We start from the raw sequence: 13,483 nt of genomic DNA, 5'->3' as shown, positions 1-13,483 counted from the left end.
GTATAAATCGGCGACAGAAGGTGAAAAAAATGAATTAAAATTATCGCAATCATGCCTGAAAGGAATAGTTATGGACGTCCGCGCCCTGCGTTACTTTACTGAAGTGGTTCGTCAGCAGAGCTTTACCCGAGCGGCACAGAAGCTGTTTGTGACGCAGCCGACCATCAGCAAAATGCTGCGCCAGCTGGAGGAGGAGCTGGGCTGTACGCTGCTTCTGCGTGATGGCCGTCGCCTGCATCTTACCGACAGCGGACAGGCGGTCTATCAGCGCGGGCTGGCGATCCTGCAGGAGTTTCATCAGCTGGAAGCGGAGATCGGTGACATCAACGAGCTGAAAACCGGTGAGCTGCGGCTCGGCATTCCACCGATGGTCGGGATGCAGATAGCCGGATCGATCTCTGCGTTTCGCCGCCGCTATCCGGGTGTGGCGCTGAAAATTTCGGAGTTTGGCGGGCTGACCGTCCAGCAGGCGGTACTGGCGGGCACTCTGGACATCGCCCTGACCGCCCTGCCGGTTGACGCCGGGCTGCCGCTGAACACCCTGCCCCTGATGCACCATCCGCTCTGCGTGCTGCTGCCCCGGCATCCGGCGTGGCTTGGCCGCCAGCAGATTGGACTGGCTGAACTGGCGCAGCATCCGCTGCTGATTTTCAACGAGGAGTTTTCGCTGAACCGTCAGCTGATGCAGGCGTTTCAGCGGCTCAGTCTGACGCCGACGATAGCGGTGCGCAGCGGCCAGTGGGACTTTCTGGCGGCGATGGTGCAGGCGGAAATGGGGCTGGCGATTCTGCCGGAGCCGATCTGTCAGCGGCTGGATAAGCACTCTTTATTGTGGCTGCCGCTGGAGTCGGAGCTGAAATGGAGTCTGGGTCTGATCTGGCGGGAAGGCAGTTATCTGTCGCGCAGTGCGCAGGCGTGGATAGCGTGCTGTCGCGAGCACTGGCCGGATCAGCCGCCGCGTCTGTCGGTGTAGCAGGCGGGCGCGCCGCGTTATCGCAGACGCGCCCGTTGCGGATTACTCCTCTTTTTCGATCAGCAGCGCTTCCAGCAGGTCCAGGTCGTGCAGTAATTTCTGCATCGTCTCATTGGAGATCTGCTGAGTGGCGCGCAGATGATAGACCTCGGCGCGTTCGGCGCGCAGCCCGGTCAGGCGGAAGCGACGCTCCAGGTTTTCAGCGAACAGCGCATGCTCGAGGTCGTTCTTGCCTTCGGCGCGACGACGTAAGTTGCCGATCACCCGCAGGCTCACCTCTTTCAGCAGCTCCGGATCGATATTCTCTTCCGACTCCTTCTCCAGCCGCTCTTCCATTTTGTGCAGGCTCTCAATCGCGGCTCCGGCCATGACCGCACGGGCGTTCTGCAGTTCGCGGCGATGCGCACCCTTGTCGATGGTATCGATGCCGCGCAGCAGAATCGGCAGGATCACCACGCCCACCAGCAGCGAGAACAGAATCACCCCGGTCGCAATAAACACCAGCTCATAGCGCGCCGGGAAGGGTTCACCATTGCTCAGGAACAGGGGAATTGAGAGCACACCCGCCAGGGTAATCGCACCGCGGACACCGGCAAAAGAGGCGATCAGCAGTTCGCGCAGCGAGTAGTTGGAGAACTCCAGCGGCTTCTTCTTCAGCAGGCGTTTGCTGAAGCGCTGCATAATCCACAGCCAGCCGAAACGCACCAGCATCAGCGCCAGATAGACCAGCGCGATATCAGCGAACAGCATCCAGAGTTCGACGTTGGGATCGGCCTGCGCCTGGTCAACCGAGGTCTGCAGAATGTCCGGTAACTGCAGGCCAAGCATCAGGAAGACCATGCCGTTAAAGACAAACTCCAGCATCTGCCAGACGCTGTTGGCGCGCAGACGCATCGCCAGCGGAGCCTGACGGATAATGCCGGAGCGGGTGATGGTCATACCGGCCGCCACGGCCGCCAGGATGCCTGACACACCCAGATGTTCGGCAATCAGGTAAGAGGCGAACGGCAGCAGCAGCAGCAGAACGGTCTGGGTCGCCGGGTCGTCACCGCTCCAGCGGCTGAGCAGGCGCAGCGATTTCCCGTAGAGCCAGCAGACCGCTACACCCGCCACCAGACCACCGACGGCGACTTTCAGGAATTCGATGCTCGCGCCGCCCCAGGTAAACACCATGGTGCCCATGGCGACAGCCACGGCAAACTTCAGCGACACCAGGCCCGATGCGTCGTTCATCAGTGCTTCACCCTGCACGATCGACATAATCTTTTTAGGGATGCGGCCTTCGCCGACGATGCCGGAGAGCGCCACGGCGTCGGTGGGCGACAGCACCGCCGCCAGCGCAAAAGCGGGGATCAGCGGGATACCTGGCACCATCCAGTAGATGAGATAGCCGATACCAATTACGGTAATCAGCACCAGCGCCAGCGCTAAGCCGATAATTTCACGACCGTGATGCAGGAACTCACTGATCGGCGTCTTCCAGCCATCCGCGAACAGCAGCGGCGGGATGAACAGGACCAGAAACAGCTCCGGGTCAAAGTCGACATGCAGACCAAACGTCGGCCAGGCCAGCAGCGCACCTGCGGCGATCTGGACAAGGGGTAACGGGATCTGAAAAGGGAGAATGCGGGCCGCGACGCCGGAGAGCGACACGACCAGCGTCATGATGAGAATAGTAAAAAAGATTTCCATGCTTTCCTTAGGCGTCGTTTCTTTCAGTCATTGGTTAAGCGATAAAGTGTAAAACAAACGGCGATGAAGGGTGTCAGCTACGCGTGCGACGAGGAGGAAAAAAGTGAAAAATTCCGGACGCGTTGTTACACGTCCGGTTCAGCAGTCAGATCGCCCAGCCTCCGGCATAAAACGCCACCAGCGCAACGGCAATCACGACGGTGCCGACGTTGAGCCTGCGCCATTCGCCCGCGAAGAGACGGCCCACTACCAGGCTGGCAAACCCAATCATGATGCCGGTCACGATGTTGCAGGTGAGCACGATGATCACCGCCGTTAACAGACCCGACATCGCATCGACAAAATCAGCGAAGTCGATTTTTGCCACGTTGCTCAGCATCAGCAGACCCACATACATCAGGGCAGGTGCCGTGGCGTATGCCGGTACCAGGTAAGCCAGCGGCGACATAAACAGAATGGCCAGGAACAGCAGGCCGACCACAATGGCGGTCAGACCCGTTTTGCCGCCCGCCGCCGTTCCCGCCGCTGACTCGATATAGACTGCCGCCGGCGACGCGCCGACCAGACCGGCGAACAGGCTGCTGACAGAGTCCGAGGTCAGGGCACGGCCGCCATTGATGATCTGCCCCTGCTTATCCAGCAGATTGGCTTGCCCCGCCACGGCGCGAATGGTGCCGGTGGCATCAAAGACCGCCGTCATGACCAGTGCCAGCACGCTCGGCAGCACCACCGGCTGCAGGGCACCCATGATATCGAGGCTGAACAGCAGCGACTGTCCCTGCGCATCTCGCAGGTCAGGCAGCGCAAACAGCCCGTGATACGTCACCGCCGGGTCAAAGATCAGTCCCAGCAGTGAAATAGCGATAATCGTCAGCAGGATGCCGCCCGGCACCCGGCGCTTCTCCAGCCCGATAATCGCCGCCAGACCCAGCAGCGTCATCATCACCGGAAAGGTGGTGAAGTGGCCCAGGGCGACCGGCAGGCCGGGAGCCGGATTTTTAACGACCAGGCCCACGCCATCCGCCGCAATCAGCAGCAGAAACAGACCAATTCCGACGCCGGTGCCGTGCGCCACCCCCATAGGCAGGTTGCGCAGGATCCACGCACGGATACCGGTGACGGAGATCAGCGTGAAGAGCAGGCCCATCAGGAATACCGCGCCCAGCGCGACCGGCACGCTGATGTGCTGACCCAGCACCAGGCTGAATGCGGTAAAGGCGGTTAACGAGATCGCGCAGCCAATCGCCATCGGCAGATTGGCCCATAAGCCCATCAGGATAGAACCAAAGCTGGCGACCAGACAGGTGGCGACAAAGACGGCCGTCGGGGAGAAACCGGCTTTGCCCAGCATCACCGGCACGACGATTACGGAGTAAACCATCGCCAGAAAGGTGGTGAGTCCGGCCAGAATTTCCTGACGCACGCTGCTGCCTCGCGCCGAGATCGAGAACCAGGCGTCCAGTTTTCCACTGGCCGGGCGTGATTCAGTTGACATAATTGAGCCTCAAAAATTTTTGTTGTGTGGATCGCTCTGCGGCCATCGCTGTCCCTGGAATAAGCGGGTAGACGGTAACTCTGACCGGGCGGACCCGGCAGGCAAACGTTTACCTTGCCGCAGAGTATGGGTCGCTAAAGGCGGCCGGATAAAAAGGCAGGCGATTATCCGGCGTTTGGCGGCACAGTTTCAACTGTCAGAGGGAGATTGTTCAGCATAAAGATCCGCGGTTCAGGGCGGAAAAGCGTGCAACCGGAGCCAGTGCAACGCGCTGACGCATTGAAGTTAAAGCGGTTTCTGACGGACGGGGCACCAGCATAGCCGTGAAGAGAGACGGCTCGCCGGGCGAAAAAGAGGATCAGCCTGGCAGCGAAAGCTCGCCGCCCTGAGCGATCGCGCGCTGCCAGGCGGCGCGCTGCTGTACGGTCTCTAACCATTTCCGGGTGGCGGGCATCTGATCCAGCCCGGCGCGCTGCGCCAGTGCCAGTGCCAGCAGCGGAAAGCTCATCTGGACATCGGCTATGGAGAAGCGCTCACCGGCAAACCAGGGGTTAGCCGCCAGATGCTGTTCAATCATCTTCATGTGCGGCTTTAGCTGTTTATCCAGAAACGCCTTCTGCACCCCTTTCCCGAATGCCGCCCCGACCGGACGCAGCAGCCACGGCACCGGGGCTTTACCCATCTGCCCGAAGATCAGCTTCATCACCAGCAGCGGCATCAGCGATCCCTCGGCGTAGTGCAGCCAGTAGCGGCACTGCAGACGTGACGACTCATCACTGATTTTCAGCCGGAAGGTGTGATCGTAGTTCTCTTCCAGGTATTCCAGGATGGCTCCCGACTCGGCCACAACCCGGTTGCCGTCGGTAATCACCGGCGATTTCCCCAGCGGATGCACCTTTTTCAGCGCCTCCGGGGCCAGCATCGTCGGTTCGCGTTGATAGCGTTTAATCTGGTACGGCACTTCCAGCTCTTCCAGCAGCCACAATACGCGTTGCGAGCGCGATTGCTCAAGATGGTGAACGGTGATCATCATGATTCCCTGTGTTTTGACCTCTCCTCAGTATAGACGTCACTCCACATCCGGATGTTTATCATCCTGTTCCGGGTCCAGCAGCACCGCACCCGACCCCTGCTCGCCCAGCCGGTCGCCGGGATTACGCAGCGGGCAGTCGCGCATCGACAGGCAGCCGCAGCCGATACATCCATCCAGATCGTTGCGCAGGCGGGTCAGAGTTTCGATGCGCTTATCCAGCTCTTCGCGCCAGTGCCGGGTCAGCGCATCCCATTCCGGTGTCGACATCCGTTTGTCAGCCGGGATGTGATCGAGACTGTCGCTGACCGTCGCCAGCGGAATACCGATGCGCTGAGCAATCTTGATAATCGCCACGCGTCGCAGCACGTCACGACTGTATCGCCGCTGATTGCCGCTGTTACGGGTGCTGAAAATCAGCCCTTTGCTTTCATAAAAGTGCAGTGCCGACACCGCCACACCACTACGGCGCGCCACCTCACCCGGTGTTAACACCGGTTTGGGATAGTTGCGTTCTTTTTTCATCAGGCCCTTTACCTCAAGTTAACTTGAGGAATTATACTCCTTCTCTATCAAAACGACGAAACTCCCTATATCACTTATTAAGCACCAGAAGGATGAGGCCATGATGCAAGAAGAGATCATTCATTCCCTGACGCACTGGATTGACCAGAACCTCGACAAGAGTCTGTCGATCGATGAAGTTGCCGCTAAATCGGGTTATTCAAAATGGCACCTGCAGCGTATGTTCCGTACCGTGACGAAACAGACGCTGGGTGGCTATATTCGTGAGCGTCGCCTGACCCTGGCAGCAGAAGCGCTGTCGCAGACACAGCGCCCGGTTTTTGATATCGCAATGCAATATGGCTACGACTCGCAGCAGACCTTCTCCCGCGTGTTTCGCCGTCAGTTTTCGCAGACGCCAACTGCCTACCGGCATACCATGCGACGTCAGGCGATTCAGCGCCCTCGCCTGCTGAGCTTTGGCTGCAACGACGGCATTGGCAGCTATACCCAGCGCACCACCGGTGAGTGCTGTCCGGTTCGCTGACCGGCAGATGCGCCTCCAACAGGCGCATCTGACTGAATTTCCCGCACTTCCTCCCCTGCCGTTCATTTTTCCCCCGCTCCAGCTGCCATACCAGAGTCAAATTTTGTTCAAAATTTAAAATCGGGTGATATAATGTGACCCAAGTCACACTTTGAACCTGGTTTGACGGCGAAAAAGCCCCTCCTGACACGCTTTTCTGCCGCCGGTGATGTCCGCGAATTGTCAGGAATCCTTACTGATATTGAGGTCCACCGATGGCCACGTTAACCGCCAGTTTTCTTGTTATGCGCTGGGAGTTGCTGAGCGCAGTTCTGATGTTTTTTGCCAGTACCCTGAAAACCCGACTGCGTCAGGATAGCCGTCATGTGATGGCATTTATGTGTGGCGGGATTGGTTTAGGTGTGACCTGCTGGTTTGTGACGGGACTGATGGGCATTACCCTGAGCATGGAAAACGTGCATAACTTCCTGGAAATCTCAAAGCATGCGTTTATCGATGTGATGAGCCAGGCACCTGCTGACTGGCCGATGCCCTGATCGATCGCGATAATCCCCAATCGACAGGCATAAAAAACCCCGCTGCGCGGGGTTTTTTATATTGCTGTGTGTTTAAATTTTCTTCAACATGGCAGGGATGTTCACATCCTGCACTGTAACGCCCGGGCTCTGCGTTCCGCGGCGGTCCTGAATCCACATATCTCCCATCATCTGATTTAAACCGCGATCCAGTCCGGTGACCAGTCCTGCACCCGGGGTGAAGGTCAGCTCGCCAAAGTAGATCCGCTCGTCATGGATATACCAGTCCACGCGCACATAGTCGAAATCACTGGCCAGCTTCTTGCTCAGTTCGAGCGCATGTTCCAGTGACGGCATGATCGGTGAGACATCCAGCCCGGTGTCACGAATCTTGTGATACGCCTCCTGGAGGTTGTTCACGTAGAAATTCATCGACAGCAGCGGCTGGCAGCGGTTGTAGATCACCTGCAGCACATATTCAAACCGGCCATCACGCTTGTTGAACATATGGAACTTGTAATCGATCGGCGCGCTTTTGCCATCACCAATGTACTTCTCCACCAGAATACGTGGCTTGATGTAGCGATAGTGAATCTCACGCGCTTCGTTGGCGAAGTCGGTCTTCAGCCAGCGATAGCAGTCATGAATGATCTGCTGCTTGCGCAGGGCATCCGGCTCTTCCAGCAGAATCTCTACCATGTTGGAGGCGTGGTTCGGTTTGATCACCGTCCCCTTCCAGCAGGGTAAGCTGTTCAGCGTGGTCGGGTCAGTGGTTTCGTGTACCAGCGGGATCAGGTACTCATCACCGATTTTCTCAGCAATGAATTCGCGCACCGAGTACTTATCTGACAGGCGACCGTAGTTCTGGTAATCGCCGAAGATAAACTTACGGTACAGCACCTTCTCGTTGAACACTTTTGGCTGACGCAGATTGGGCAGTTTTCTGAACTTGTGGAAGTAGTAGATACGATCCTGATAAGCCCAGGGCATCTTCTTGATAAAATACTGCACACTTCTTCTGAGTTCTTCTTTCAACTTGAGCATATCTGACCTCATTTGTAGGTTTTGTAGTTGAGTGAGGAAACCTGAATCTTTTGAATGACGCCGTTTTTAAAGAAGTAATTCATTACGGTCAGGGACAAAAGTTCTGAAAGGAAAACGCTCCACGCGGCCCCCATGATGCCGTGACCCTGGATCAACCACCAGGAGAGCGGCAAACTGATGACCATCAGACAGACGATTTTCCTCAGCAGGTAATTGAATCCTCCCTCTTTAACCATGTAGCGATAGGCTACGGTCCCCATTGCCGAAAAGCTGGTGGCTATCGACAGCAACGTAATGAGACTTCCTGACTGTGTGTATTCCGGCCCGTACAACGCGATGATGATCCGCTCGCCGAAGAGCGAGATGATCAGCAGCATCAGCAGTGAAACCGCAATAACATAGCCATTGAGCCGGGCGGCAAGCTTAATGGCGACCTCGCCGCGCTCCCTGAAAATTTCAGTGAAGCAGGAGGTGATGAGCGCCACCGGGATAAAAATCCAGGAGGCGGAAATGGTATTCGCCGCCGCAAACAGGCCGAGGTCGCGCGCCGGCGCGGTGCCTGCCAGAAACATCTGCGCCGCTTTCACCTGCACAGAGATAAAGATGCTGGAGATGGCCAGTGGCAGACCGGCATACATCAGATAACGCACATAGGTGGTACGCTTTTCGCGCGGCGGCATCTGGTCCTGATGATCCTGATAGAAGTTGTGACGCTTAATCAGGTAAGGCACCAGGGTCACCGACACAATGGAGAGCGTCAGCCAGAGCGGATTGAGGCGCAGCCAGGCGATGGTAAAGCTGATGCCGAAACTCAGCAGCATGCCTGTCGCATTGGCAACGGTATTCAGGCGCGAGGCCAGCCGCGCATTGTTGTAGACGCTGAACGTGTCCTGGGTGACAAAAACGGACGCCACAAATGAGGCCAGTGCAAATGCCAGAAAATTTTCCTGCATGTTGTACCAGACCCAGATTAAGACTGGCACCGAAGTGACCAGTAACAGCACCATCCGCAGCGTCCGGGCGATGCTCATCAGACGCAGGCCTTTTGAGGCATTTTTGCTGACACGCTTAAACAGAATGGTTTCGGTGCCAAAGATGGCAACGGTTTGCACCATTGCAAATAGTGAGGTTGAAAACGCCATCTGGCCAAACACCGTTGGGCCAAAGGATTTTGCCACGTAAGACGTCACAAAAATGACGCCAAATACGGAGATGATCTTTTCAGACATCATCCAGGCGGCATTAGACATTACGCTCAATTTCATCGACTCTTCCTTAGTATTACTCAACTACAACCGCTTCGGTACAACATCCCTGTAACGAATTAATAAGCGCGCAGTAGGCCTGGCGAAAATGTAAGACTTCAGACCAGGCTGGTCCGAAAATTGAGAAGTTGATCATAATCCGGAGAGTGAATTCAGGATAATTCTTATTATATCTGGCGCGAATCACTTCAAATGGAAACGATTTCAGGCTGAAAATAATCCAACCTTAAACGGCCATAACCTCCCTATTATTCGGGTCGGTCAGGCTAAATATCCGGTTTACGTTTAATTTTTCCGTATTCGGGATGCGATGAATTTATAACAAAAATCCGCCTCCAGGAAGGCGCGGCCTGCGGATAAGAATAAAATAAGATTTATCCCATGATGATATTTATTCTAAATATCTTAATTTAGGCTTCGCTATTCCATTGGCGCACTTTAATACTGCATTAATAGAATCTTACAGTGCCAGAAATTATTAAAGTCATTCTCATCCATTAATCGATAAGAAAGGTAAGAGCATTTATGAGAAAGTCACGATACAGCGAAGATCAAATCACAAATGCCATTAAAGCTTCTGAATCGGGCGTGAAAGTCAGAGAGATCTGTGAAGAGTTAGGCATCTCTGAAGCCACGTTCTACAGCTGGAAGAAGAAGTTTTCTGGGTTGTCTTCGGAAGAAGGCAGAAAAATCAAGGAGCTGGAAGAAAAACTGCAGAATGCGACGCGTGAGCTGCAGACCCTCAACTCGGATAAAGAGATGCTGCAGAGCGTGCTTAAGCACTTCTTTACCACGAATGAAAAGCGTCAGGCTGTAGACTTCCTGCAGACCACGTTTGACATCGGCACCCGCCGCAGCTGCCGCTTACTGGATATCAGCCGCAGCGTTTACCATTATCCGTCAGGCACGGAGAACCGATAACCCCCATGCTACCGCGCTTACCAGACTTAACGCTGAGATTTGTTCTTACCAGAAGAGATGAAGATCATTTAACAGGACAATTGCGGCACCCCTTTCCGCTCCATTTATAACTAATGAATGGCTTCACGGCTAAGCTTCTTTTTTTGCGGTAAAATTGATTCACAACAGCAAAAGTCTCGCATTCTACGCCGATTCTTCCCCTCCCAATCTCGTTTTAGCGGGATTGGGCCTCCTCTTTTTTTGTTAAGTGCTGCTAAACCCCACTACCAAAGCGTCTGGATACCATTAAGACGCTTTAAACTTAGAACGAAAAATAATCACGCTTCTTTTAAGTTAATCCTGGCCCTAACCCACACTTTTTGCGGTTTCGCTTTAATTCCTTTACGTGCCTTTCCCGCAATAGTTTCTCCAGGATTAATCCGGCATAAATAGTTTATTGCTCCTTATCACTAACGTTATGTAGCTATCTTTTCACTCTCTTCATTGCGCATCATTGATGCCACAGATTAATCTTTAATTAAAAACGCAGCGGCGGAATTTTCTTACTCATTGAATGTGGAATGAAGTTAATAGTGGTTTTTAGCGGGCATAACTCAGGGTCACAATCCAATAAAATGCGGCGGAGAAAAGCGTAACGTCCATAATGCTGCGCTTTTTTTCCTGATTTATGGGCGCTATCTGTGCAGGAAATTGCACTCCGAAGATAAACGATCCGCCTTCAGCGGGTGAAAAGTGCCATTTTTTTGCTGACCGGGGGGGGATGGCAGGGGTTAACACGACGAGATTTTCCCCCTTCACATCGCATGAAATCGATTTCGCGGCAAAAATCTGTCGGACAGAGTGCAAATCGGGATAGGGTTTTGTCTTAAAAAGCCGGGCAAAGCGGGCTTCGCACGGCCAGTTTATTCCAGAGATCGGTGTGGGTTATCCGCTGAGGGCAACCACCCGCGGCTGTGGTTTGATACGCATTGCCCACAGCACGCCAGCCATCAGACAGGCAATGCCGATAACGGTGAGCAGAGGTGGCCAGCGTTGATGCCAGAGAAAAGTCCATAACAGACCGAACAGGATCTCAAAAACAATCAGCGGCCCCATCAGTACCGTGGGCAGACGCTGGCTGGCTGCGTTCCAGCACAGGCTGCCGAGCCAGGAGCAGAGCAGGCCAATCGCCAGCATCAGAGAGATAAAGAGTGACGGATGTGGCCCGAACGGCAGCGGGAAGTCAGGCTGTTGCCAGGCGATCTGAGCGCTGACCAGCGCATACAGGGTCAGCGCCATCGGCAGCGTCACCAGCCCCTGCGCCGTCGCCCAGGTCGAGGGTCGCAGTGCGGGATGAGTGCGCAGCCAGCGGGCATTGCGCAGCGGATACCAAGTCCAGCAGACCACCGCCAGCAGTGCCAGCACGATGCCGGTCAGGTAACGACTAAGATCCAGCGTTGCGCCCTGGCTCCGCAACTCCGCTGCATTGACGCAGAGCAACCCGGCCGCCATCATCACCAGCGCCGGAAAGAGCCGCCGCCAGGGCAGACGTCCTTCAAGATGGCCGTAACAGAGATTGGCGGTAACGGCGATCACCACCGGCAGTGTGCCGATAATCATGGTGGAGACCGGCGCGCCGGTGCGCTGAATAGCATTGGCCAGAAACGCATAATAGAAGAGGTTACCCACCAGCGAGAGTTTCACTGCCTCGCGCCAGTCAGCCCGCCCCAGCAGGCGCAGTCGGCGGCGATCGTGCCAGGCCAGCGGCAGCGCAATCAGCCCGAACGCCACATAACGTCCCGCCGACTGCAGTGCACCAGGGTAGTCAGGCACCAGCAGCGGCCCGACAAAGATCAGCCCCCACATCAGCCCCGCGGTAATGGCAAACATAACACCAGCAAACATGACTTTTTCCCGTATAACTTTTTTTCATAGTGTGGCGGGAGTAAAGGAGGAAGGCTTGTAGCAGATTGCGGTTGTGTCAGGGCTGGCGCACCTGTTTCTGATAGCGGCCAGGCGTAATGCCATAGCGGTTAGCAAAGGCGCGGGTCAGATGAGCCTGATCGGTCAACCCGACGGCCGCTGCGACACTGGCAGCGGCTTCGCCCTGTGCCAGTCGCTGTTTGGCGTCATAGAGGCGGAAAGCCATCAGCATCTGATGCGGCGTGACGTGATAGTGCTGGCGGAAAGCGCGTAAAAAGTGCCACGGCGACAGCGAGGCCAGCGCCGCCAGCTCCTCCAGCCGCACCGGTTCCGCCAGATTTGCCCGCAGAAAATCACGCACCTGATCAAAGCGATGCCGTCCCTCGGGCCTGCCCGGTGACGACATCCGCGCCAGCGGGCGAATCTGCAACAGCAGTTCGGAAAGCAGACTCTGGCGCGCCAGTCCGGACTCCGCCTGCCAGAGTGCGGCCAGCGTGCGGGAGAGCGGCTGCGCGATGCGCGGATCGGTCAGCAGCGCCTCGTTAAACCACCAGCCGCGATCGCCGGTCAGTTCATCCATCAGTTGCGGCTGAATGTAGATCATCTGATAGCGCCAGCCCTCGTCACAGGCTGACTCACCGGTATGCAGCTCATCCGGATTCATGGTCACCAGCGAGTTCACCGGCGCGGTATATTCGGTGCCGCGATAGCGAAAACGCTGCGCACCCGCCTCAATCGTGCCAATGCCAAAGGCTTCATGGGTATGGGGTTCAAAAGCGTAGCGGGAGATGTGAGCCTGATAGAGTTCCACACCGGGCAACGCGGCCGGTTGCTGAAACTGTGCGCGGTCTTTTTCACAGGGAAAAACAGCCGGAACACCTTCCACTTCTCTCTCCTTATTTATCCGATGTCGGATTAGCATGCCTGCGACCGGGGGGAAAATGCAAAAGATTGCTATCCGCCGCGCCGCAGGTAACACTGTTTTTTTCTCATTCTGAGGGAGTCAGCATGGCACAGCGAGTCGTCATCGTCATTGATATGCAGAACGGCGTGTTCAGTACACCACGTTTCGATAAAGCAGGCCGGGTTGACCGGATCAACCGGCTGACCGGGCGTGCCGATATCACCCTCTTTATTCAGCATCGTGAAGGCACGATGTGCGAGGGCGACCCCAGCTTTGATCTGCTGCCGGAACTGGTTCAGCCTGCAGGCGCGCATTACGTGACGAAAACGGCCTGCGACAGCTTCTGGCAGACAGAGCTGGCCGCGCTGTTAAAGCGTCTGGAGGTGGAGGCGTTTGTGGTGTGCGGCTGTGCGACCGACTACTGTCTGGATACCACGATTAAAACAGGGGCCAGTGCGGGCTATGCGATAACCGTGGTGGCGGATGCGAACACCACCGCCGATCGCCGCTGGGTCGGGGCCGAAGCGCTGATTAATCAGCACAACGAGGTGTGGGCCTCGCTGCTGATCCCTGGCAACGTGCCGCGCGTGCTGAGCACGGATGCCGTGCTGGCGGAATGGTCATAGCCCCGGCCGGCCGGGGCCGCGCATAAAAAAAGCCCGCATAGCGGGCTTTTTAAACGCGTCAGGCC

Annotated in this window: 13 protein-coding genes; 5 read left to right on the top strand and 8 right to left on the bottom strand. The window is 56.0% G+C overall.

Going from position 1 to position 13,483, the window contains the following annotated elements; translation table 11 throughout:
• The first annotated feature begins 70 nt into the window (after nt 1-70).
• The gene (locus F3I47_RS10120; RefSeq protein WP_009092585.1) at nt 71-973 is read left to right on the top strand and encodes a LysR family transcriptional regulator; all 903 of its coding nucleotides are present in this window, start codon (nt 71-73) and stop codon (nt 971-973) included.
• 42 nt (nt 974-1,015) lie between these two features.
• Here the strand turns inward: F3I47_RS10120 and F3I47_RS10115 are convergent, their stop codons facing one another.
• The 4 genes from F3I47_RS10115 to soxR all read right to left on the bottom strand — a co-directional run bounded on the left by F3I47_RS10115 (nt 1,016) and on the right by soxR (nt 5,715).
• Nucleotides 1,016-2,665 carry a Na+/H+ antiporter gene (locus tag F3I47_RS10115; RefSeq protein ID WP_009092586.1) on the bottom strand — a complete coding sequence of 550 codons (1,650 nt, stop codon included), beginning with the start codon at nt 2,663-2,665 and terminating at the stop codon, nt 1,016-1,018.
• A 145-nt stretch (nt 2,666-2,810) separates the two neighbouring features.
• Nucleotides 2,811-4,160, bottom strand: coding sequence for an NCS2 family permease (locus F3I47_RS10110; RefSeq protein WP_009092587.1), 1,350 nt, complete (start codon nt 4,158-4,160; stop codon nt 2,811-2,813).
• Nucleotides 4,161-4,518: 358 nt separating this feature from the next.
• Nucleotides 4,519-5,190, bottom strand: a complete 672-nt coding sequence (locus F3I47_RS10105) for a glutathione S-transferase family protein (RefSeq protein WP_150028783.1) — start codon at nt 5,188-5,190, stop codon at nt 4,519-4,521.
• Between the two features lie 39 nt (nt 5,191-5,229).
• Complete coding sequence (gene soxR, locus F3I47_RS10100; protein WP_009092590.1) at nt 5,230-5,715, bottom strand: redox-sensitive transcriptional activator SoxR; 486 nt, start codon at nt 5,713-5,715, stop codon at nt 5,230-5,232.
• A gap of 100 nt (nt 5,716-5,815) precedes the next feature.
• Between soxR and soxS the strand changes: the two genes are divergently transcribed.
• Both soxS and F3I47_RS10090 read left to right on the top strand, forming a co-directional pair.
• A complete protein-coding gene (soxS, locus tag F3I47_RS10095; protein WP_009092591.1) occupies nt 5,816-6,241 on the top strand; it encodes a superoxide response transcriptional regulator SoxS in 426 nt (141 codons plus the stop codon).
• 254 nt (nt 6,242-6,495) lie between these two features.
• Nucleotides 6,496-6,777, top strand: a complete 282-nt coding sequence (locus F3I47_RS10090; protein ID WP_009092592.1) for a YjcB family protein — start codon at nt 6,496-6,498, stop codon at nt 6,775-6,777.
• A gap of 72 nt (nt 6,778-6,849) precedes the next feature.
• On the opposite strand, the gene F3I47_RS10085 is transcribed toward F3I47_RS10090, so the two are convergent.
• Both F3I47_RS10085 and F3I47_RS10080 read right to left on the bottom strand, forming a co-directional pair.
• Nucleotides 6,850-7,800 (bottom strand): ATP-grasp fold amidoligase family protein, encoded by a 951-nt coding sequence (locus tag F3I47_RS10085; protein ID WP_033736441.1) that lies wholly within the window; start codon nt 7,798-7,800, stop codon nt 6,850-6,852.
• Between the two features lie 8 nt (nt 7,801-7,808).
• Nucleotides 7,809-9,065, bottom strand: coding sequence for an oligosaccharide flippase family protein (locus F3I47_RS10080; RefSeq protein ID WP_150028761.1), 1,257 nt, complete (start codon nt 9,063-9,065; stop codon nt 7,809-7,811).
• A 525-nt stretch (nt 9,066-9,590) separates the two neighbouring features.
• Between F3I47_RS10080 and F3I47_RS10075 the strand changes: the two genes are divergently transcribed.
• Nucleotides 9,591-9,986 carry a transposase gene (locus F3I47_RS10075; protein ID WP_009092595.1) on the top strand — a complete coding sequence of 132 codons (396 nt, stop codon included), beginning with the start codon at nt 9,591-9,593 and terminating at the stop codon, nt 9,984-9,986.
• A 924-nt stretch (nt 9,987-10,910) separates the two neighbouring features.
• Here F3I47_RS10075 and F3I47_RS10070 read toward each other — a convergent pair.
• Together F3I47_RS10070 and F3I47_RS10065 are read right to left on the bottom strand one after the other, a co-directional pair.
• Complete coding sequence (locus tag F3I47_RS10070; RefSeq protein WP_150028762.1) at nt 10,911-11,870, bottom strand: DMT family transporter; 960 nt, start codon at nt 11,868-11,870, stop codon at nt 10,911-10,913.
• 76 nt (nt 11,871-11,946) lie between these two features.
• On the bottom strand, nt 11,947-12,774 hold the full coding sequence (locus F3I47_RS10065; RefSeq protein WP_111208869.1) for an AraC family transcriptional regulator: 828 nt from the start codon (nt 12,772-12,774) through the stop codon (nt 11,947-11,949).
• A 122-nt stretch (nt 12,775-12,896) separates the two neighbouring features.
• Here F3I47_RS10065 and F3I47_RS10060 point away from each other — a divergent pair, with 122 nt between their 5' ends.
• Nucleotides 12,897-13,418, top strand: coding sequence for an isochorismatase family protein (locus F3I47_RS10060; protein ID WP_150028763.1), 522 nt, complete (start codon nt 12,897-12,899; stop codon nt 13,416-13,418).
• Nucleotides 13,419-13,483: the final 65 nt, after the last annotated feature.

This window comes from Pantoea sp. M_10, assembly GCF_008631515.1.
Taxonomy (GTDB): domain Bacteria; phylum Pseudomonadota; class Gammaproteobacteria; order Enterobacterales; family Enterobacteriaceae; genus Pantoea; species Pantoea anthophila.
The sequence above is the reverse complement of the archived record's forward strand: the minus strand, read 5'-3'. Positions and strand labels throughout refer to the sequence as shown.